Source organism: Mesorhizobium sp. Cs1299R1N3 (assembly GCF_037179625.1).
Lineage (GTDB): Bacteria > Pseudomonadota > Alphaproteobacteria > Rhizobiales > Rhizobiaceae > Mesorhizobium > Mesorhizobium salmacidum.
Genome location: NZ_JAPYKQ010000006.1, coordinates 292185 through 311846 on the forward strand (window position 1 = coordinate 292185; position 19662 = coordinate 311846).

At 63.1% G+C, this 19662-nt stretch carries 22 protein-coding genes; 17 read left to right on the forward strand and 5 right to left on the reverse strand.

From position 1 onward, the window contains the following. The first annotated feature begins 84 nt into the window (after positions 1-84). The 5 genes from hslV to O7B34_RS16580 all read left to right on the forward strand — a co-directional run bounded on the left by hslV (position 85) and on the right by O7B34_RS16580 (position 4275). The gene (gene hslV / locus O7B34_RS16560) at positions 85-636 is read left to right on the forward strand and encodes an ATP-dependent protease subunit HslV (RefSeq protein WP_027142430.1); all 552 of its coding nucleotides are present in this window, start codon (positions 85-87) and stop codon (positions 634-636) included. Positions 637-707: 71 nt separating this feature from the next. Beyond that, positions 708-1223 carry a GNAT family N-acetyltransferase gene (locus tag O7B34_RS16565; protein WP_337147062.1) on the forward strand — a complete coding sequence of 172 codons (516 nt, stop codon included), beginning with the start codon at positions 708-710 and terminating at the stop codon, positions 1221-1223. 8 nt (positions 1224-1231) lie between these two features. Then, complete coding sequence (locus tag O7B34_RS16570) at positions 1232-1831, forward strand: DUF2585 domain-containing protein (protein WP_337147063.1); 600 nt, start codon at positions 1232-1234, stop codon at positions 1829-1831. A 4-nt stretch (positions 1832-1835) separates the two neighbouring features. Next, positions 1836-3146, forward strand: coding sequence for an ATP-dependent protease ATPase subunit HslU (gene hslU, locus O7B34_RS16575; protein ID WP_337147064.1), 1311 nt, complete (start codon positions 1836-1838; stop codon positions 3144-3146). A 169-nt stretch (positions 3147-3315) separates the two neighbouring features. Then, on the forward strand, positions 3316-4275 hold the full coding sequence (locus tag O7B34_RS16580) for a DUF1402 family protein (protein ID WP_337147066.1): 960 nt from the start codon (positions 3316-3318) through the stop codon (positions 4273-4275). 109 nt (positions 4276-4384) lie between these two features. Here O7B34_RS16580 and O7B34_RS16585 read toward each other — a convergent pair whose 3' ends face one another. Genes O7B34_RS16585 through O7B34_RS16595 form a run of 3 tightly spaced genes read right to left on the reverse strand, consistent with a single transcriptional unit; the run spans position 4385 to position 7061 of the window. Continuing rightward, the gene (locus tag O7B34_RS16585; protein WP_337147068.1) at positions 4385-5623 is read right to left on the reverse strand and encodes an NAD(P)/FAD-dependent oxidoreductase; all 1239 of its coding nucleotides are present in this window, start codon (positions 5621-5623) and stop codon (positions 4385-4387) included. Then, on the reverse strand, positions 5620-5934 hold the full coding sequence (locus O7B34_RS16590; protein ID WP_337147070.1) for a MocE family 2Fe-2S type ferredoxin: 315 nt from the start codon (positions 5932-5934) through the stop codon (positions 5620-5622). Before O7B34_RS16590 ends, O7B34_RS16585 begins: the two co-directional genes overlap by 4 nt. 35 nt (positions 5935-5969) lie before the next feature. Further along, positions 5970-7061 (reverse strand): fatty acid desaturase family protein, encoded by a 1092-nt coding sequence (locus O7B34_RS16595; protein ID WP_337147072.1) that lies wholly within the window; start codon positions 7059-7061, stop codon positions 5970-5972. A gap of 165 nt (positions 7062-7226) precedes the next feature. On the opposite strand from O7B34_RS16595, the gene O7B34_RS16600 reads away from it, so the two are divergent. From O7B34_RS16600 to O7B34_RS16645, 10 genes are all read left to right on the forward strand, one after another. Continuing rightward, entirely contained in the window at positions 7227-8258 is a 1032-nt protein-coding gene (locus tag O7B34_RS16600) for a LacI family DNA-binding transcriptional regulator (protein ID WP_027142422.1), read from the forward strand. Between the two features lie 388 nt (positions 8259-8646). Then, positions 8647-9588: a sugar ABC transporter substrate-binding protein gene (locus O7B34_RS16605; RefSeq protein WP_337147073.1), complete on the forward strand. Its 942-nt coding sequence runs from the start codon at positions 8647-8649 to the stop codon at positions 9586-9588. A 109-nt stretch (positions 9589-9697) separates the two neighbouring features. After that, a complete protein-coding gene (locus tag O7B34_RS16610; RefSeq protein ID WP_027142420.1) occupies positions 9698-10774 on the forward strand; it encodes an ABC transporter permease in 1077 nt (358 codons plus the stop codon). 2 nt (positions 10775-10776) lie between these two features. Further along, positions 10777-11544: an ATP-binding cassette domain-containing protein gene (locus tag O7B34_RS16615; RefSeq protein ID WP_023772158.1), complete on the forward strand. Its 768-nt coding sequence runs from the start codon at positions 10777-10779 to the stop codon at positions 11542-11544. Positions 11545-11657: 113 nt separating this feature from the next. Further along, positions 11658-12653 (forward strand): inositol 2-dehydrogenase, encoded by a 996-nt coding sequence (iolG, locus tag O7B34_RS16620; protein WP_337147074.1) that lies wholly within the window; start codon positions 11658-11660, stop codon positions 12651-12653. Between the two features lie 35 nt (positions 12654-12688). Beyond that, the gene (locus O7B34_RS16625) at positions 12689-13483 is read left to right on the forward strand and encodes an SDR family oxidoreductase (protein WP_337147075.1); all 795 of its coding nucleotides are present in this window, start codon (positions 12689-12691) and stop codon (positions 13481-13483) included. A 95-nt stretch (positions 13484-13578) separates the two neighbouring features. Beyond that, positions 13579-13863 (forward strand): type II toxin-antitoxin system Phd/YefM family antitoxin, encoded by a 285-nt coding sequence (locus O7B34_RS16630; RefSeq protein WP_337140943.1) that lies wholly within the window; start codon positions 13579-13581, stop codon positions 13861-13863. Then, positions 13860-14282, forward strand: coding sequence for a type II toxin-antitoxin system VapC family toxin (locus O7B34_RS16635; RefSeq protein WP_337147077.1), 423 nt, complete (start codon positions 13860-13862; stop codon positions 14280-14282). The genes O7B34_RS16630 and O7B34_RS16635 overlap by 4 nt, the downstream gene beginning before the upstream one ends. A 68-nt stretch (positions 14283-14350) precedes the next feature. After that, complete coding sequence (locus O7B34_RS16640) at positions 14351-14593, forward strand: hypothetical protein (protein WP_337147078.1); 243 nt, start codon at positions 14351-14353, stop codon at positions 14591-14593. 280 nt (positions 14594-14873) lie between these two features. Next, entirely contained in the window at positions 14874-15965 is a 1092-nt protein-coding gene (locus tag O7B34_RS16645) for a 3-deoxy-7-phosphoheptulonate synthase (protein ID WP_337147079.1), read from the forward strand. Between the two features lie 37 nt (positions 15966-16002). Here the strand turns inward: O7B34_RS16645 and O7B34_RS16650 are convergent, their stop codons facing one another. Next, complete coding sequence (locus O7B34_RS16650; protein ID WP_337140934.1) at positions 16003-16638, reverse strand: LysE family translocator; 636 nt, start codon at positions 16636-16638, stop codon at positions 16003-16005. Positions 16639-16766: 128 nt separating this feature from the next. Between O7B34_RS16650 and O7B34_RS16655 the strand changes: the two genes are divergently transcribed. Next, complete coding sequence (locus tag O7B34_RS16655; RefSeq protein WP_337147080.1) at positions 16767-17468, forward strand: helix-turn-helix transcriptional regulator; 702 nt, start codon at positions 16767-16769, stop codon at positions 17466-17468. Between the two features lie 75 nt (positions 17469-17543). Here O7B34_RS16655 and O7B34_RS16660 read toward each other — a convergent pair whose 3' ends face one another. Next, positions 17544-18653, reverse strand: a complete 1110-nt coding sequence (locus O7B34_RS16660; RefSeq protein ID WP_337147081.1) for a Gfo/Idh/MocA family protein — start codon at positions 18651-18653, stop codon at positions 17544-17546. A gap of 152 nt (positions 18654-18805) precedes the next feature. Between O7B34_RS16660 and O7B34_RS16665 the strand changes: the two genes are divergently transcribed. Beyond that, complete coding sequence (locus O7B34_RS16665) at positions 18806-19651, forward strand: MurR/RpiR family transcriptional regulator (RefSeq protein WP_337147082.1); 846 nt, start codon at positions 18806-18808, stop codon at positions 19649-19651. The last annotated feature ends 11 nt before the right edge of the window (positions 19652-19662 follow it).

Genomic DNA, 19662 nt, shown 5'->3' on the forward strand with positions numbered 1-19662 from the left:
GGCCCCGTGCATACATATGGCCGATCAAAGTTACTCGTACCGCGCCAATCGCCTTTTTGGGATGGCGCTGCTCGGAGCCAGGAAATGTCTGATAATCTGACCATGCACGCCACGACGATCGTGACCGTGCGCAAGGGCAACAAGGTGGTGATCGCCGGCGACGGCCAGGTCAGCCTTGGCCAGACCATCATGAAGGGCAATGCCCGCAAAGTGCGCCGCATCGGCAAGGGCGGCAATGTGATTGCCGGTTTCGCGGGTGCTACCGCCGACGCCTTCACGCTTTTGGAACGCCTCGAAGCCAAGCTCGAACAATATCCCGATCAACTGACGCGCGCTTGCGTCGAGCTTGCCAAGGACTGGCGCACCGACCGTTATCTGCGCCGGCTGGAGGCGATGATGCTGGTTGCCGACAAATCGGTCTCGCTGGCGCTGACCGGCAACGGCGACGTGCTGGAGCCCGAACATGGCGTCATGGCCATCGGTTCGGGCGGCAATTACGCGCTGGCCGCGGCGCGCGCGCTGATGGACAGCGACAAGGACGCCGAGGAGATCGCCCGCAAGGCGATGCAGATCGCGTCCGACATCTGCGTCTACACCAACAATAATTTCGTTGTCGAAACGCTCGATGCGGCTTGATCAGGCCGACCATGGTCCCGAACCGCAGGACCGCGTAAGCGAAAAGTGGACGCCGGTTTTCGGAAAAGACCATGATCCAACCAGAAAATAGCTACGATTTTCGGCCGGTGACCAAAAAGGACCTGCCGATGATCGCAGGCTGGCTGGCCGAGCCGCATGTTGCAGAGTGGTGGGACGATCCCGAGGCGGGAATCGCGGAGATTGCCGATCATATTGACTCGATTTCCGTCGAGCCGCTGATCGTTGAGCTCGACGGCAAGCCGATCGCATATCTGCAGAGCTACGATCCGCATCTGGAAGACGGCCATCCCTATGCCGATCAGCCGTTCGGCACGCTCGGCATCGATCTCTCGATCGGCCGGCCGGAACTCATCGGCATCGGCCATGGCTCGGCGATCGTGCGCCAGTTCGTCGAAGACCTGTTCGAGGAAGGCGTGCCACGTGTCATCATCGACCCCGACCCTGCCAACATCAGGGCCATCCGGGCCTATGAAAAGGCGGGATTTCGGGCCATTGATCGCAGACAGTCGATCTATGGCGACGCCGTGCTGATGGCGATCGATGCCGAAGACGCGCAAGAGGGGTAATTCAGGACATGGTCACGGCCAGCGAGGACAAGAGCCTTTCCGCTTACGAGGATAGCTGGCGGATGGGGCTGCTGATCGTCGCCGGCCTGCTCGTCGCCCAGGCCGTCACGCTCTACCTGATGGGCCATCCGCCGATCTGTACCTGCGGCTATGTCAAGCTCTGGCATGGCGTGGTGAACAGTTCGGAGAATTCCCAGCACATTTCGGACTGGTACACCTTTTCGCACATCATCCACGGCTTCCTGTTCTACGCGCTGGCCCGGTTCCTGTTCCCGCGTTCGCCGATCGGCTTGCGGCTGGCATTCGCCGTCCTCGTCGAGGGAGGCTGGGAAATCCTCGAAAACAGCCCGTTCATCATCGAGCGCTACCGCGCCGGCACCATTTCGCTCGATTATTACGGCGACAGCATCATCAATTCGGTGTCCGACACACTGGCCATGGTGCTGGGATTTGTCATGGCGCGAAGGCTACCTATATGGGTGATCGTCAGCCTCGCCATCCTCTTCGAACTGGGTACCGGCTATCTCATCCGGGACAATCTTACACTCAACGTGATCATGCTGCTGCATCCGTTCGAGGCCATCAAGCAGTGGCAAAGTGGAATTTAGTGATATGAGCACATTTTCTCCCCGCGAAATCGTTTCGGAACTCGACCGCTTCATCATCGGCCAGAAGGACGCCAAGCGCGCCGTGGCCATCGCTCTGCGCAACCGCTGGCGCCGCCAGCAGCTCGAAGGCCAGATGCGCGAAGAGGTGATGCCGAAGAACATCCTGATGATCGGCCCGACCGGTGTCGGCAAGACCGAGATTTCGCGCCGCCTGGCGCGGCTCGCCGGCGCGCCGTTCGTCAAGGTCGAGGCGACCAAGTTCACCGAGGTCGGCTATGTCGGCCGCGACGTCGAACAGATCATCCGCGACCTGGTCGAGATCGCCATCGGCCTGATGCGCGAGAAGATGCGCGAGGACGTGAAAGCGCGCGCTCATGTCAACGCCGAGGAACGGGTGCTGGAAGCGCTGGTCGGCAAGACGGCGAGCCCGGCGACGCGCGATAGCTTCCGCAAGAAGCTGCGCGAGGGTGAGCTCGACGACAAGGAAATCGAGATCGAAGTGGCCGACACCGGCAATGGCGGCATGCCCGGCTTCGAGATTCCCGGCATGCCGGGCGCCAATATCGGCGTGCTCAACATCAACGACATGCTGTCAAAGGCGATGGGCGGCAAGAAGACCAAGCTGCGCAAGACCACGGTGAAGGAGTCCTACGACCTGCTGGTCGGCGACGAGTCCGACAAGCTGCTCGACCAGGACGAGGTGGTGCGCCGCGCGCTCGACGCAACGGAGAATGACGGCATCGTCTTCCTCGACGAGATCGACAAGATCGCCGCCAGGTCGGACATTTCGGGCGGCCCTTCGCGTGAAGGCGTGCAGCGCGACCTGCTGCCGCTGGTCGAAGGCACGACGGTGGCGACCAAATACGGGCCGGTGAAGACGGACCACATCCTGTTCATCGCTTCCGGTGCCTTCCATGTGTCCAAGCCGTCCGACCTGCTGCCGGAACTGCAGGGCCGCCTGCCGATCCGCGTCGAGCTGCGCGCGCTGGAGAAGGAGGACTTCGTCCGCATCCTGACCGAGACCGAGGCGAGCCTGATCAAGCAGTATATCGCGCTGATGAAGACCGAAGGGGTTGAGCTCACCTTCACCGACGACGCCATCGATTCGCTCGCCGGCGTCGCCGTCGATCTCAACGCCAGCATCGAGAACATCGGCGCGAGGCGGCTGCAGACGGTGATGGAGCGGGTGCTGGACGACATCTCCTATGATGCGCCGGACCGCAAGGGCACGGCGGTCACCATCGACGCCGCCTATGTCCAGAAGCATGTCGGCGACCTCTCCAGAAACACGGATTTGTCGCGGTTCATCCTTTGAACGAGGGCGCCGGAGCAGGCCGGCGCGGTCATGCAACAACGTCCGGCAGGAGCCATGTGTGGCCAGATGGTACCATCTGGCCACCTTTCGTCTCGCCGGATGATGGGGCGCTCTCGACTCGACCAGGTGCTTTACCTAGTTTGCGCCGCAATTCTCTAGGCGGCGGCGCATGAAAAAACTCATCTTGGTCATTCTCGGCTTGACGCTGGCGGCGACGCTGTTCGCCGCCGACGCGGCGACATTGGTGCCGGCGGGAAACCGCAATACCGAGCAGCCAGACATCCCCGGCGCCTCGAGCCGCCGCACGCAGGCGACCAACACCACCTTCCAGGCGAAGTACCGCAAGGTCTACGCGCTGCTGCAGAACGACGCCGATCTGCGCGCCAAGATCAAGAAGGCAGCAAGCGCCTATGGCATCGACCCCATGCACATCGTCGGCGCCATCGTCGGCGAGCACACCTACAATGTCGACGCCTACGACCGGCTGCAGACCTATTACGTCAAGGCGATCTCCTACCTCTCGAGCAAGCTCTCCTTCGCCTATGACGGCGAGGACATCACCGATTTCGTGCAGCGGCCGGAATTCAAGAAATGCGCCGCGATTTCGGACAGCTACGATCTGTGGGAATGCCGCGAACAGGTCTGGAACCGCTCGTTTCGCGGCAAGACTGTCGGCGGCGAGGATTTCCCCGACAACCGTTTCGGCGCCACCTTCTTCCAGCCCTACTATGCCGGCCAGACCTTCGGCCTCGGCCAGCTCAATCCCCTGACCGCCCTGCAGATGAGCGATCTCGTACACAAGGTGTCGGGCCTGCCGAAGCTCGATGTCTCCGATCCCAATTCGGTCTACAAGACCATCATGGATCCGGACCTGACGCTGCCCTATGTCGCGGCGACGATCAAAAAGTCGATCGACGCCTATAAGAGCATCGCCGGCTTCGACATCTCCGGCAATCCGGGCGTGACAGCCACACTCTACAATGTCGGCAATCCGGAGCAGCGCGCCTATGCGCTGAAGGCGGAAAACGACAGGCGCCGCGCCACCGGTGAGCCGGAGAAGTTGCCGGAAGAGAATTATTACGGCTGGCTCGTCAACGATAAGTTGGCGGAGCTCAAGGCGCTGTTCTAAGGACCTCTACCTCCTCTTCGTGGCGAGATCGGACCGAAAGATCCGGGTAGGGGTCGACGCAGTTCATACGCAATTGCCCTGCAACAAGGGAGAGGGCGGCCAACTTCACTCAGGCCGCCAGCAACGCCTTCAGCTTGACCTCAGGCGATCCCAGCGCCTCCGGCGCCGGCTTGGCCCGCTTGCCGATCAGCATTTCGGCCAGCCTTATGTCGCGGGCGACCGCATTGCCCGGGCCGATGCCGCTCGCCGCCACCAGCCTGCCGTCCTCGGCGAGATGGAAGAGGATGAAGGCGCAGTCACCGAGATCGCGGCGCACGGTGCGGCGGCCTTCGTCGGACAACCCCGCGATCTGCAGGGACAGGCCATACTGATCCGACCAGAACCACGGCACCGCCGCATGCGCCTCGCCGGCGCCAAGCATGTTCTTTGCCGCCAGTGCGCCCTGTTCCTGTGCATTGCGCCAGGCCTCTAGCCGCACGCGGCGGCCCCCATAGACGGCGAGCGGAAACGAGCAGCAATCGCCGGCGGCGAAGATGTCGGGATCAGCGGTTTGCAGGCAGGCATCGACTGATATGCCGTTTTCAATGGTCAGGCCGGCTTCGGCCGCGAGCCCGGTCACCGGCACGGCGCCGATGCCGATCACCGCGAGGTCGGCCGATATTTCGCGCCCGCCGGCGAGCGTCACCCGCACCTCCTTGCCCTCGTCGGCGATGGAGGCGATGCCTTCCCCGCAGACCACGTCGACACCCTCGGCGACATGCGCTTCATGGATGATTTCGGCGATCTCGGCCGGAACGCCGCGCATCAGGATACGTGGCTGCGCCTCGATGACGGTGACCGAGGCGCCGAGCTTGCGCGCGGCTGCCGCAAGTTCAAGGCCGATGAACCCGCCGCCAATGATGGCGATGCGGTTGCCGCCACGAAGATGGGCGCGGATGGCCAGCGCGTCGGCGAATGTTCTGAGATAGACGCAGCGCGCGCCAAGGCCAGGCATCGGCAGCTTGCGCGGCGTCGAACCGGTGGCCAGCAGCAGCTTGTCGTAGGCCAGCACCGAACCGTCCGACAGGCGCACCGTGTGCGACGCGCGCTCGATCGCCACGGCCTGGACGGAATGGACGTGCCGGATCGATTTTTCGGTCAGGATCTCGTCGCTGGCGATCGCCTTGATTGCGGGCGCGTCGCTGGCCATCGCCTCCTTGGACAGAGGCGGACGTTCATAGGGCAGATGCGGCTCGTCGCCGACCAGCGTCACCGGCCCGTCATAGCCGAGATCGCGCAAGGCAAGCGCGGCCCGTCCGCCGCATTCGCCGGCTCCGATGATCACCATCCCGGGTGCCATTTCGGTCATCCGATCTGAACCAGGACCTTGCCGGCGTCGACCTTGACCGGATAGGTCCTGAGGTTGACGCAAACCGGCGCGCCCCTGGCCGCGCCGGTCTTGTAGTTGAAGCGCCCATTGTGCTTGGGGCATTCGATGATGTCGTCCATCACCAGCCCATCGGCGAGATGCACCTTCTCATGCGTGCAAAGTCCGTCGGTGGCGAAATATTCGTCGTCCGGGCTGCGATAGATGGCGAAGGTGCGCCCGCCATGATCGAAGCGCATCACGTCCTCTTCGTCGATGTCACCGGCGGCGCAAGCCGCGACCCAATCGTTCATTCAGTCCTCCCCTGGGATCGCACGGCGGCGCGTGATTATTCAGCCGCGACCGCGACTGCGTCGTTATGGAATTCCTCGCGGTACGGCCTGGCGGTCGGCGGCAGCTCGCGCTTGAGGAAATAATCCTCGTTGCGCAGCTGGCGGCGGAAGACCGGGATCATCTCGCGGTAGCCGGCCAGGATCGAGGGCGTCGGCGCCGGCAAATCGTGCTTGATCAGCGCGTGCAGCTTCGGCAGCGCATGGTAGGGCACCATCGGGAACATGTGATGCTCGACGTGGTAATTCATGTTCCAGTAGATGAAGCGGCTGATCGGGTTCATGTAGACGGTGCGGCTGTTCAGCCGATGGTCGGTGACGTTGTCGGCAAGGCCGCCATGCTGCAGCAGGCCGGCCATCACGTGATGCCAGGCGCCATAAACCCTGGGCAGGCCGACCAGCATCAGGGGCAGGAAAGATCCGGTGGAGAGCGCCAGCGCGATGGTCGCGGCATAGATCGCCGTCCAGATGCGGGCAGCACGGATCGCTTTGGGCTGCTCCTGTTCGGGAATGAAGGTCTTCTCCGCCGCGCTGACGTTGCCGGCGGCATTGCGCAGCATGTCTGATATCGCATGCCAGGCGTCGAGCACGCCGACAAAAGCGAGAACGAGGCGCACCAGGTCCGGCGGCCGCATGACCGAAATCTCAGGATCGCGGCCGACGATGATGGTGTCGGTGTGATGGCGCGTGTGGCTCCAGCGCCAGGTCACCGGATTGCGCATGATCATGAAGCAGGCGATCTGATAGACTGCGTCATTCATCCACTGCGTGCGGAACGCCGTGCCGTGGCCGCATTCGTGCCAGCGGGAATCGGTGGATGAGCCGTAGAGCGCGCCATAGGCGAAGAAGAACGGCACGCACCACCAGCTGCCCCAGAACCAGGCAGCGCCGGCACCGCTGATGATGAGGGCGGCCAGCCAGATCGCCGTGTCGCGGATCGCCGGGCCATCGGAGCGCTGCATCAGCTCCTTCATCTGCTTGCGAGGAATGTCGGTATGATACCACTCGGCCGCCGACAGCCCGCGTTCGACCGCAAGCCGGGCGTCGCGGCCGATCAGGCTGTAATCACGCCGGGACGGCGCTGCGGTCATGATTGCCTCCCAAGGCAGGGCATTCGCCATGCGAATGCCGATCACCAACGAACTCCTTGCTCAGAAATAACGCCGAGCCATGATAGACTCAACATCATAAAGATAGTTTCTATCATTTCCTATCAAAGTGAGGTATCGATATCAGGCAATCGAACGAGGGCGATCATGGCGAAACGGCCGACCATCACTGATCTGGCGCGCGTCTCCGGCGTCAGCGTTGCCACGGTGGACCGCGTGCTCAATAATCGCCTCCCGGTACGTGAGGAAACCGCGCGCCGCGTCTACGAAACCGCGACCGAGATCGGCTATCACGCCGCCGGCCTGATCAAGCAGCGGATGCGCCAGGAACTGCCCGAGTATCGTCTGGGCTTTCTGCTGCTTCGGGGCAATGACGTTTTCTATGGTGATTTCGCTCGGGAACTCGAACTGGCGGTCGCGCAATCGCAGCGCTTCCGCGGCGTCGCAACCGTCGATTTCGCCAGCTCCCTGGCCCCGGACGACATCGCCGCCCAGATGCGCAGGCTGGCGGCGAGATCGCGGGCCATTGCCGTGGTCGGCCCGGACCATCCGACGCTGACCGCGGTCGTGGAGGCGCTCAAGGCCAGGGGACTGCCGGTCTTCTCCCTGCTGTCCGACTTCGCCGCCGGCGTCCGTGAGGGCTATGTCGGCCTCGACAACCGCAAGGTCGGCCGCACCGCGGCCTGGATGATCGCCAGGGCGGCGAGGGCGCCTGGCAAGGTCGCCCTTTTCGTCGGCAGCCATCGCTTCCATGGCCATGAGCTGCGGGAGATCGGCTTCCGCTCCTTCTTCCGCGAGCATGCGCCGGATTTCAGCGTGCTGGAGACGTTGGTCAATCTCGAGGCCAATCAGGTAACCCATGACGCGATGATCGATCTTCTGGCGCGGTATCCGGATCTCGTCGGCTGCTACGTCGCCGGCGGCGGCATGGAGGGCGCCGTCTCGGCGCTGCGGGCAGCGAAGCCTGGCAACATGCCGGTGGTCGTCTGCAACGAGATCAACGCCGAATCGCGCGCCGCGCTCGCCGACAACATCCTTACCATGGTGATCTCGACGCCGCTTGCCGCGCTCTGTCGTGAGCTCGTCGATCGGATGGCGCATGCCATCGAAGCCGGCGCGGCCAATGCGCCGGGTCAGATCTTCCTGCCCTTCGACATCTATTTGCCGGAAAACATCTGAAGCATTTCGGGAAAATGCGCAGCGGCTTTCCGTCCGGGACGCGCCAGGACGAGAGATAGGGCGTTTCGATGAAGCGACAGAACGCTCCTGCAGTCCGCCGCCGCGAACCGCCCGCCAGAAATGATAGAATCTATCAGAGCAGGCCGAAAATCGCGCGCCCGAGTTTGGAATCGCCCTTGACGGCTCAACCTCAAATGGAATAAATATTTCACTAGATGTATGTTTTGGTTCTTTCGTTCCGGAACATCCGTTTCAAGAGGCAGTTCGGCGTCCAGCCGGTGGCGGAGCGCCGCGGAACGAAATGGATATCAGGGAGAGATTCCCCAGGCAGATCGGGGATTCCGGAGACATCGGTGCAACCGGACACCAAAAGTGGAGGAGAGATACAATGAAGAAACTGCTTTTGGGCGTCGCCTTCGCGGCGCTGATGAGTTCATCGGCCATGGCCGCCAAGATCGGCGTCTCGATGGCCAAGTTCGACGACAATTTCCTCACCGTGCTGCGCAACGGCATGATCGAGCAGGCCAAGGGCATGAGCGGCGTCGAGTTGCAGGTCGAGGACGCACAGAACGACGTCGCCAAACAGCTCGACCAGATCAAGAACTTCGCCGCTTCGGGCGTCGATGCCATCATCGTCAACCCGGTCGACACCTCGGCCACCCAGGCGATGTCCGACGCCGCCGCCGCCGCCAAGATCCCGCTGGTCTATGTCAACCGCGAACCGGTCAACGTCGACAAGCTGCCCGACAACCAGGCCTTTGTCGCTTCCAACGAAGCTGATTCCGGCACGCTCGAAACCAAGGAAATCTGCCGCCTGTTCAAGGAAGCCGGCAAGAAGGAAGCCAATGTCTATGTGATCATGGGCGAGCTTTCCAATCAGGCCGCCGTGCAGCGCACCAAGGACATTGAAGAGGTGATCGCCACGCCGGACTGCAGCTTCATCAAGATCATCGACAAGCAGACCTCGAACTGGGATCGCGACCAGGCCCAGAACCTGATGACCAACTGGCTGTCGACCGGCAAGAAGTTCGACGGCGTCATCGCCAACAATGACGAAAGCGCCATCGGCGCCATCCAGGCGATGAAGGCCGCCAACATCGACATGAAGTCGGTTGTCGTCGGCGGCGTCGACGCCACCCAGGACGCGCTTGCCGCCATGCAGGCCGGCGACCTCGACGCCACCGTGTTCCAGGATGCGGCCGGCCAGGGCGCCGGCGCGCTGGATGCAGCGCTCAAGCTGGCCAAGGGCGAGAAGGTCGAACACAAGGTCTATGTCCCGTTCCAGCTCGTCACCCCGGCAAACATCGACAAGTTCCTGAAGAAGAACTGAGCCGCGGACATACGGAGCGGCGCTCTCGCGCAAAGACAGCGCCGCTCCTCTTTCCCTCGGCGCCTGACAGGTGCTCGAGGAACGGCCGCGGCTGACGGAGGATAGAAGATTGGCACAGACATCTCACGGCGTTGGCGGGGTCAGCTATGACGCCAAGAAGCGCACATGGCCGGCCGAATTCAACGTCTTCCTGGCGCTCGTCATCCTCGTCGTCATCTTCGAACTGATCGGCCGGATTTTCCTCGGCGACAGCTTCCTGTTCAACACCCGTAGCGACGTCTCCGGCATCTTCAACGAGGCCCGCCTGCAGATCATCATCCTCCAGGTGTCGATCGTCGGCATCATCGCCATCGGCGTCACGCAGGTGATCATTACAGGTGGCATCGACCTGTCGTCGGGCTCGATCGTCGGCGCGACCGCCATGATCGCCATGAGCTTCGCCCAGGTGGCGACCGTCAACGGCAACCCGAATCCCAAGGCGATGTTCCTGGCGCAGGGCTGGACCGACCTGCCGGTGATCGTGCCGGTGCTGGTGGCGATCGGCTGCGGCCTGCTCGCCGGCTTCGTCAACGGCGCGCTGATCGCCTACACGCGCATTCCGCCCTTCATCGCCACGCTCGGCATGATGGTCACCGCGCGCGGCATCGCCAAATGGTGGTCCAAGGGCCAGCCGATCTCGTTCCCGACAGACAGTTTCGCCGCGATCGGCAAGGGCCTGATGCCCGTCATCATCTTCCTGTCGCTGGCCGTGCTGTTCCAGCTGATCATGACCTACACCAGGTACGGAAAGCATTGCTACGCGATCGGCTCCAATGAGGATGCCGCACGCATGTCCGGCATCAAGATCGCCAACCACAAGATCCTCGTCTACGTCATCGCCGGCATTCTCGCCGCGCTCGCCGCCGTGGTGTTGTCCTCCAAAAACCTTACCGCCCAGGCCGGCATGGGCGTGATGTACGAACTCGACGCCATCGCCATGGCGGTCATCGGCGGCGTCTCGCTGTCGGGCGGCCGTGGCTCCATCATCGGCACGGTGATCGGCGCGCTGATCTTCGGCGTCATCATCTCCGGCTTCACCTTCCTGCGCCTCGACGCCTACTACCAGGAGATGGTCAAGGGCGTGATCATCGTCGGCGCGGTCGTTCTCGACCAGTGGCGCCAGCGCATGCGGGCATTGAGGGCTTGACCATGTCAGATATCGTCCTGAAGACCGAAAACCTGACCAAGCGCTATGGCGGCGTGCATGCGCTCGAAGGCGCCAACTTCGAGCTGCGCAAGGGCGAGCATGTCGCCATCATGGGCGACAACGGCGCCGGCAAGTCGACCTTCGTGCGCCAGATCACCGCCGTCGAGCAGCGGACCAGCGGCCAGGTCTGGTTCGACGGCAAGGAAGTGAATTTCGCCGGCCCGATCGAGGCGCGCGAGGCGGGCATCGAGACGGTGTTCCAGAATCTGGCGCTGGCCGACGATCTCGACGTGCCGTCGAACCTGTTTCTCGGCCGCGAAAAAGTACTGTTCAATCTCGGGCCGTTCTCGATCCTCGACCGCAAATACATGCGCAAGGCGACCGAAGCGGCGCTGGTCCGCACGGCGGTGAAGATCCCCAATCTTTCCAACACCATCCGCCATATGTCGGGCGGCCAGCGCCAGTGCGTGGCGATCGCCAGGACGGCGACCTTCGCCTCCAAGCTGATCATCATGGACGAGCCGACGGCAGCGCTTGGCGTGCAGGAGACCGCGCAGGTCGAAAACATCATCCGCACGCTGAAGGACAATGGCGAGCCGCTGATCCTGATCAGCCACAACATGCGTCAGGTGTTCGACCTTTGCGACCGCATCGTGGTGTTCCGGCGCGGCCGCATCGTCGCCAATCTGCGCAAGGAGAATACCGACGGGCAGGACATCGTATCGTACATCACCGGCGCCAAGACCGGCGAGGCGGAACTCGCGGCCTGAGGCCGGGCGCGGAGGCGACGGTCATCGCCTTCCCGTCGATTTGTCTTGACCGGAAAATCATCTAGCGCCCATGACCGGCGCCTCGCTTCGAACCATCCCCAGAGGAAATTTCCATGACTGTTCGCTTCGCCCTCCTTGGTGCCGGCCGCATCGGCAAGGTCCACGCCCGCGCCGTCGGTTCCAACCCCCAGGCAAAACTGGTCGCCGTTGCCGACGCTTTCGAGAAGGCGGCGAGCGAATTGGCTGGTGCCTATGGCGCCGAGGTGCGCACCATCGACGCCATCGAAAAATCGAAAGACATCGACGCGGTCGTCATCTGCACGCCGACCGACACGCATGCCGATCTGATCGAGCGTTTCGCCAAGGCCGGCAAGGCGATCTTCTGCGAGAAGCCGATCGACCTCGACGTCAAGCGGGTCGAGCAGTGCCTGGCCGTGGTCGACAAGGCCAAGGCGACGCTGATGGTCGGCTTCAACAGGCGCTTCGATCCGCATTTCGCCGCCGTGCGCAAGGCGATCGACGACGGCGCCATCGGCACGGTCGAGATGGTCACCATCACGTCGCGCGATCCCGGCGCCCCGCCACTCGATTATATCGCCCGCTCCGGCGGCATTTTCCGCGACATGACCATCCATGATTTCGACATGGCGCGCTTCCTGCTCGGCGAGGAGCCCGTCGCGGTCAGCGCGCATGCCTCGGTGCTGGTCGACAAGAAAATCGGCGAAGCCGGCGATTTCGACTCGGTCAGCGTCATCCTTGAAACCGCATCGGGCAAGCAGGCCGTCATCTCCAATTCGCGCCGCGCCACCTATGGCTACGACCAGCGCATCGAGGTGCATGGCTCCAAGGGCATGGTGGCGGCCGAGAATCAGCGGCCGGTGTCGATCGAGCTGGCCAACGAGAAGGGCTATACGCGCCCGCCGCTGCACGATTTCTTCATGACCCGCTACCTCGACGCCTACGCCAACGAGATCGCCGCCTTCATCACCGCGGCGACTTCAGGCAAGAAGGCGGCGCCGAGCGGCGCGGACGGCCTCGTGGCGCTCAGGCTGGCCGATGCGGCGCTGAAGTCTGCGACCACGGGCAAGACCGTCCGCTTGGACAAGTAAGAACGCATCCGGACCCAACGCACAGGAGCAGAGCGATGAGTGCATCCGCCGATCGCAATTCGAACACACGCGCCATCGTCACCGGCGGTGCGCAAGGCATCGGCTTTGCCGTTGCCGAAGCCCTGGCCGACGAGGGCTGCCGGGCGCTGGCGCTCATCGGCCGCTCGCAGGAGAAGGGTGACAAGGCAGTCGCCCATTTCAAGAAATCAGGCGTTGACGCCATCTTCATTAGCGCCGACCTTTCGAAGGTTGCCGACTGCAAGCGCGCGGTCGCCACCGCGCTCTCGCATTTCGGCAGCATCAACGCGCTGGTCAACGCGGCGGCCACCTCCGCGCGCGGCTCGCTGGTCGAGACATCGGAAGAGCTCTTCGACCAGATCTTCGCAACCAATGTGCGCGGCCCGTTTTTCCTGATGCAGGGCGTGGTGGCGCATCTCCTGGAGAAGAAGGCGCCCGGCTCGATCGTCAACGTGCTGTCGATGTCCGCGCATACCGGGCAGTCGTTCCTGACGCCCTATTCGACCAGCAAGGGCGCGCTGATGACGCTGACCAAGAACGTCGCCAACGCCTATCGCTTCAACCGCATCCGCTGCAACGCCGTACTGCCCGGATGGATGGACACCGAAGGCGAGGACATCGTGCAGAAGAAATGGCACGATGCGCCCGACGACTGGCTGGCGAAGGCCGAGGCCGCGCAGCCGATGGGCCAGTTGGTCAAGCCGGACCAACTCGCGCGGCTGATCAGCTACATGATCAGCCCGCAATCGGGCGTTATGACCGGATCGCTGGTCGACTACGACCAGAGCGTCGCGGGATCGTCGCCGGAATAGCGACAACCGAGTAGTCCACGTCCAGAAGCAGTTCTGCCAAGCGCCGGCCCCTGTTGCCGGCGCGTCGCTATTCCCATATAGTCAAGATAGTCAGAATGGTCACGGGGATCGAAATGCTGTCTGCGCCCAAAGAAGGCACCAACTGGACAGTCGCCGGTGCAAAAGCCCGGCTCTCGGAGGTTATCGAGCGCGCGCAGTCGTCGCCTCAGACAATCACCAGAAATGGCAAACCAAGCGTGGTTGTGGTCTCGGCCGAGGAATGGCAGCGGAAGACCGCGCGCAAGGGTACGCTTGCGGAGTTTCTGCTGGAGTCGCCGCTGCGCGGCGCCGATCTCGACCTTGAACGTCAACGCGACGAACCGCGTGATCTGCCGTTGTGAGATTGCTGCTCGACACGAATGTCCTGTCCGAGGTGACAAGGCCGTCGCCGGACGCACGCGTTTTGGATTGGCTGGACGGGCTTGATGAGGACCGCTCGTTCATCAGCGTCGTGTCGATCGCCGAGATCCGGCGCGGCGTCGCCCTCATGGATGAGGGCCGCAAACGCGAGGCGTTGGCCGAATGGCTCACTCGGGACTTGCCGCAGCGCTTCGAGCAGAGGGTTCTTCCGGTGGACGAGCTGGTTGCCTTGGCTTGGGGCGACCTGATGGGCCTTGCGAAGCGTCGGGGTCGCGGTCTGTCGTCGATGGACGGACTGATCGCAGCCACCGCGATTGCACAGGAACTGACTTTGGCAACGCGCAACACCAGGGATTTCGAAGGCTTTGGAATTGAACTCTTCGATCCCTGGACCGCATGAGCCGTTCGGCCTTTGCATGTCGGTCCTCGAAAGCGACCAATGTCCCCTTGTTACAGGAGGACGTCTCGATGCACCCGTACTGGATCACGATAAGTGGTCATCTCGGTGTCGGCGTCACCGCACGGTCGAAAGCAGACGCCCTGCACCTCTTCGAGCTTGCCTTCGGATCCGCCCAGAAAATCGTCAGCATCGAGATCATCAAGGACATGAACGATCTCGACCAAAATCACGTCCTGCCAAATTTGGGCAGCACCAACTGGCTCCGGCGCGGCATCTGGTTCCCCCAGGGCCAGGAGCACATCGCAAACTGAGGCAATGCGTTGCCTCATCAAGCCGCGTGACAAACGCCCCCGCTTCCACTATATGAGCCGCATGATCAACCTGACCGCCACGTATTGGTACTTTAGGAGCTCGCTGGCGGCGGGAGGATTGCGCTCGATCTGAAGATTGCAGCAACAAGATCCGAACAGCCGCCAGACCTGGCGGCTTTTTTGTGTCAGCCGGCAGGTTCCCAAACATAGTTTTACGCAATTCCGGACGGAAAACCGCTACGCACTTTTCCTGGAATTGCTCTAACAGGAGCAGAAAGCCGTGTTGACCACCACAGACGACCTTCGGGTCAAGGAACTTAGACTGCTGAGCACGCCGGAAGAGGTGATGCGCGAGATACCGCGCTCACTGACGGCGACACGCACCGTTGCCGCCTCGCGCAACGCCATCCATTCCATCCTGGCAGGGGCCGACGATCGACTTGTTGTCATCGTCGGCCCTTGTTCCATCCACGATCCGGTCGCGGCCGTTGACTATGCCAGCCGTCTGGCGGCGCTGCGCGAGGCCCTGGCCGACCGGCTCGAGATCGTGATGCGGGTCTATTTCGAAAAGCCGCGCACGACGGTCGGCTGGAAGGGCCTGATCAACGATCCCGACCTCGACGGCAGCTTCAACATCGACAAGGGGCTGCGGATGGCGCGCAACGTGCTTTCCGCCGTCAACAATCTCGGCCTGCCGGCGGCGACCGAATTCCTCGACATGACGACCCCGCAATACATTGCCGACCTCGTCGCCTGGGGCGCCATCGGCGCGCGCACGACCGAGAGCCAGATCCATCGTGAGCTGGCCTCGGGTCTCTCCTGCCCGGTCGGCTTCAAGAACGGCACCGACGGCAATCTCAGGATCGCCGGCGAGGCGGTGAAGTCGGCCGCCCAACCACACCATTTCATGGCGGTGACCAAGGGCGGACGCAGCGCCATCGCGGCGACGACGGGCAACGAGGATTGCCATGTCATCCTGCGCGGCGGTGTTCAGCCCAACTATGACGCGGCAAGCGTCGAGGCCGCATCCGTGGAACTCGCCCGTATCGGCATCGCGCCCCGTCTGATGATCGACGTCAGCCACGCCAACTCGAGCAAGAAGCCCGAGAATCAGCCGAAAGTGGCGGCCGATGTCGCTGGTCAGGTGGCGGCGGGCGACGAGCGCATCATCGGCGTCATGATCGAGAGCAATCTCGTCGCCGGCCGGCAGGACGTCGTGGCCGGCAAGCCGCTGGTCTACGGCCAGAGCATCACTGATGGCTGCATCGACTGGGCGACAACCGAGACCGTGCTGCACGGTCTTGCCGGCGCCGTCGAATGGCGCCGCTCGGCCCGCCGCGCCATGCTGGACAGCCGGCAAGGGGCAGCCTGATACGATGGAGATGCGGGAGGGGCGGCGCCAACCGGAATTACGCCGCCCTCAAGCCTTCCCATGCTGTGAACACGGAGACCGCAAACAGCAGCAGCCCGGCCGCCCGGCCGGCGAATGCTGTCGCTCGCGGATTGGCGACCAGCAGCTTGCGGCTGCGGCCGGCTGATATGGCGAGCCCGCCATAGATCGCGGCCTGCGTCAGCACGGTTAGCAGGCCCATGATCGTCGCCTGCATCCAGATCGGACCATAGTGCGGTTTCAGGAACTGCGGGTAGACAGCCAGGACGAAGAGATAGGCCTTCGGATTGATCAGGCAGGTCACGAAACCTTGGCGAAACGCCTTCCATGCGGAACGGCTGCCGGCAGGTCCGTCATGCCCGACGGTGATCGAGCTGCGCATCAGAGTGAGGCCGATGAATGCCATGTAGGCGGCGCCGGCAAGCAGCAGTGGCTTGAACAGGATCGGCACGAAATGCATGAGCAGGCCGACGCCGACAGCGCCGTTCAGCGTGTGCACCATGCCGCCGACCATGATGCCGCCGGTCGCCGCTAGGCCCCTGTCGCGCCCACCGGTCAGCGCATTGGCAAGCACGAACAGCATGTCCATGCCTGGAACGGCGATGATGCCGAACAGGAGAAGAAAGAAAAGCCAGAGATTTTCCGCGTAGCTCATGTCAGTTGCCTGTCGCCTCCTGCCGGCGTGCCGCCAAGGAATTTGTTGATTTTCAAGCCGATGGGCGATCCTATAGATCGAGCCAACTGACGATGGTGTGTCAGTTGTGATCGCAGCCGGTGAGAAAAATGCGCAAGGCATCGCGCCTGTTCGAGATCATTCAGATCCTGCGGCTGGCTAGCAGGCCGGTGACGGCGGCAATGATTGCCGGGCAGCTGGAAGTGACGATACGCTCGATCTACCGCGACATCGCGGCACTGCAGGCCATGCGTGTCCCGATCGAGGGCGGCCGTGGCATCGGCTACATACTGCGCCCCGGCTTCGACCTGCCGCCGCTGATGTTCTCGATCGAGGAGATGGAGGCGATCGTGCTGTCGCTGGCGCTGCTGGAGCGCACCGGAGACGACGAACTCAAGCAGGCGGCCAAGCGCGTCGGCGCCAAGATCGCCGGCGCGGTGCCGCCGCCCTTGCGTCAGACGCTCGAGGCCAATGCGTTGCACGCCTGGGGCTTCGCCGCACCCTCCGCCGGCACGATCGACCTGGCGCTGGTGCGCCGCGCCATCCGCGACGAGGAGAAGCTCGACCTTTCCTACCGCGACGAGCTGGGCCGTGCCTCCGAGCGCCTGATCCGCCCGATCGCGCTGATCTATTACGCCGAGACCGCCAACATCGTCGCCTGGTGCGAGCTGCGCCAGGCAATCCGCAACTTCCGCAGCGACCGTATCGAGGATTGCCAGCCGACCGGGTTAAGCTTCAAGGGCGAAGGCGATAGGTTGCGGAAGGTGTGGGTCGATGGATGGGAAACGCCGGCGGTGATTACCGCCCATTGATGACGAAATCGAGAAAGCTTCGGCCGACGGCGAATGGACCGTCGGCAACCTCCCATGTCGACGAACTACATGCCTCTACCTAACATCCACCCAGCGCTTTTCCTCATAAGAACGCGCCATCGCATGCACGGTGCGCTCGATCTCCAGCCCTTCGGCGAACTCAATGAGCCGGGCCGGCTTGCCGGCAAGCCGCGTCAGCAATTCGTGGCATTCGATGATCTTGAGGTCGTTGAAGCCGAGGCTGTGGCCGGGCGCCGGCACGAAAAGATCATAGGGCTTATGCTGCGGCGCCACCAATATGGTGCGATAGCCCTGTTCGGTCGGCCGGTCCGACGTCAGGTAGAGCTGGAATTCGTTCATCCGCTCCTGGTCGAACAGGATCGATCCCTTGGAGCCGAAGATCTGGATGGCGATGCGGCCCTTGCGGCCCCAGGCCGAGCGGTTGACCTGCAGCGTGCCGGCAACGCCGTTTTCCAGATGCATCAGCACGCTGGCGATGTCGTAGGTCTCGACCGCGCGGCGCCCGCCGGCCGCCAGCTTGCGGTCGGCATAGGGCTTGGCCATGTCGCAGATGACACTGGCGACGCGGCCGAACAGCACCGTGACCAGCGACAGCGGATGCACGGCGAAATCGTCGAGCGCGCCGTAGCCGGAAGTCGCCTCGTGCTTCCAGAAGAACAGCGCCTCGGGATCGGCCATGAAATCCTCATCCATCTCGATGCGCAGATGGCTGACCTCGCCGATGATCTTTTCGTCGAGCAGTGCGCCGATGTGACGGATGGCCGGGCTCTGGATGTAGTTGTAGCCAAGCGCCGCGACCTTGCCTGATTTCTTGGCCGCGGCTGCCATCGCCTCGGCTTCGGCAAAGCTCGGGGCCATCGGCTTTTCGCACCACAGATGCTTGCCGGCTTCGAGGACGGCGATGGCCATCTCCGGATGAAACTGGTTGGGCGTGGTGAGCGAGACGATATCGACTTCGGGATCATTGACCACGGCGCGCCAGTCGCCGGAGGCCTTGGCGAAGCCGAACTCGCCGGCCTTGCGCCTGGCGAGATCCTCATTGATCTCGCCGAGATGGACGAGCCTTGGCTTGGTCGCGTCGGGAAAGACCGCACCGACCGCGCTCCACGCGATGGCGTGGCATTTGCCCATGAAGCCCGTGCCGATAAGACCTACGCCGACCATTTTTTCGTTCCTCCGCTGCCATGAATGCTGCGTGGATGAATTAGTCCATTTTCCCCAGGAATGGAATGTCTGCCTCATTTTTTATGGCGTTCTTGCGCAGGCCCGCTATGATGGGGCAGAGAGAGCTTCCGGACAGCCTGAACAGAGCGACGATGGACGAACAGGTACCTCGCGACTTCGAGACACTGCGCTCCACTATTCTGGATCGGCGCGAGAGCTTGCCCAAGCGCATCGCCCAGATCGCCGCCTACGCGCTCGACAATCCCGACGATATCGCCTTCGGCACTGCCGCCAGCATCGCCGCTTCGGCCGGCGTGCAGCCCTCGACCCTGATCCGCTTTGCCCAGCAACTCGGTTTCGACGGCTTTACCAGCCTGCAGCAGGTGTTCCGCGAGCGGCTGCGCGAGCGCAACTCCTCCTATGACGAGCGGCTGCAAGCGCTGCGCGCCAAGGCCGAGGGCGGCGCCGGTCACCGGGCGATCTTCGACGGTTTCATCGCCGCCGCCAGCACCTCGCTCAACGATATTTCCCGCACGCTGGATGACGCGCATCTGGAAGACGCGATTTCGCTGCTGGCAAAGGCGCAGACCATCTATGTCTTGGCCAAGCGGCGCTCCTATCCGGTGGCTTCCTATATCGCCTATGCGCTTGGCAAGCTGAAGATCCGCAACCAGTTGATCGAATCGGCCGCCGGCCTGAATGCCGAGATGGTCGGCTTCGCCACGCCGGCGGACGCCGTCATCGCCATCAGCTTCTCGCCCTACGCGCCGGCCACGATCGAGGAGGCGCGCGCCATTGCCGAGCAAGGGGTGCCGATCGTTGCCATCACCGACAGCTCATTCTCGCCGCTCGCCCAGTTCGCCAGGGTCTGGTTCGAGGTTGCCGAGGCGGATTTCGCCGGCTTCCGCTCGCTGTCGGCGACAATGGCGCTGGCCATGGCGCTGACCGTCGGCGTCGGCGAGAAGCGGCGCGACGCTGTTCGCAAGCGCAAGGCTTGATCGAGCACCCC

Excerpts from the sequence above, each read along its gene's own strand:
- hslV (WP_027142430.1), top strand. The coding sequence starts at position 85 with ATGTCTGATAATCTGACCATGCACGCCACGACGATCGTGACCGTGCGC.
- O7B34_RS16585 (WP_337147068.1), bottom strand. The coding sequence starts at position 5,623 with ATGACCGAAATGGCACCCGGGATGGTGATCATCGGAGCCGGCGAATGC.
- O7B34_RS16570 (WP_337147063.1), top strand. The coding sequence starts at position 1,232 with ATGGTCACGGCCAGCGAGGACAAGAGCCTTTCCGCTTACGAGGATAGC.
- O7B34_RS16595 (WP_337147072.1), bottom strand. The coding sequence starts at position 7,061 with ATGACCGCAGCGCCGTCCCGGCGTGATTACAGCCTGATCGGCCGCGAC.
- O7B34_RS16665 (WP_337147082.1), top strand. The coding sequence starts at position 18,806 with ATGGACGAACAGGTACCTCGCGACTTCGAGACACTGCGCTCCACTATT.
- O7B34_RS16640 (WP_337147078.1), top strand. The coding sequence starts at position 14,351 with ATGCACCCGTACTGGATCACGATAAGTGGTCATCTCGGTGTCGGCGTC.
- O7B34_RS16580 (WP_337147066.1), top strand. The coding sequence starts at position 3,316 with ATGAAAAAACTCATCTTGGTCATTCTCGGCTTGACGCTGGCGGCGACG.
- O7B34_RS16615 (WP_023772158.1), top strand. The coding sequence starts at position 10,777 with ATGTCAGATATCGTCCTGAAGACCGAAAACCTGACCAAGCGCTATGGC.
- O7B34_RS16655 (WP_337147080.1), top strand. The coding sequence starts at position 16,767 with ATGCGCAAGGCATCGCGCCTGTTCGAGATCATTCAGATCCTGCGGCTG.
- O7B34_RS16630 (WP_337140943.1), top strand. The coding sequence starts at position 13,579 with ATGGTCACGGGGATCGAAATGCTGTCTGCGCCCAAAGAAGGCACCAAC.
- O7B34_RS16605 (WP_337147073.1), top strand. The coding sequence starts at position 8,647 with ATGAAGAAACTGCTTTTGGGCGTCGCCTTCGCGGCGCTGATGAGTTCA.
- hslU (WP_337147064.1), top strand. The coding sequence starts at position 1,836 with ATGAGCACATTTTCTCCCCGCGAAATCGTTTCGGAACTCGACCGCTTC.
- iolG (WP_337147074.1), top strand. The coding sequence starts at position 11,658 with ATGACTGTTCGCTTCGCCCTCCTTGGTGCCGGCCGCATCGGCAAGGTC.
- O7B34_RS16625 (WP_337147075.1), top strand. The coding sequence starts at position 12,689 with ATGAGTGCATCCGCCGATCGCAATTCGAACACACGCGCCATCGTCACC.
- O7B34_RS16590 (WP_337147070.1), bottom strand. The coding sequence starts at position 5,934 with ATGAACGATTGGGTCGCGGCTTGCGCCGCCGGTGACATCGACGAAGAG.
- O7B34_RS16565 (WP_337147062.1), top strand. The coding sequence starts at position 708 with ATGATCCAACCAGAAAATAGCTACGATTTTCGGCCGGTGACCAAAAAG.
- O7B34_RS16600 (WP_027142422.1), top strand. The coding sequence starts at position 7,227 with ATGGCGAAACGGCCGACCATCACTGATCTGGCGCGCGTCTCCGGCGTC.
- O7B34_RS16660 (WP_337147081.1), bottom strand. The coding sequence starts at position 18,653 with ATGGTCGGCGTAGGTCTTATCGGCACGGGCTTCATGGGCAAATGCCAC.
- O7B34_RS16650 (WP_337140934.1), bottom strand. The coding sequence starts at position 16,638 with ATGAGCTACGCGGAAAATCTCTGGCTTTTCTTTCTTCTCCTGTTCGGC.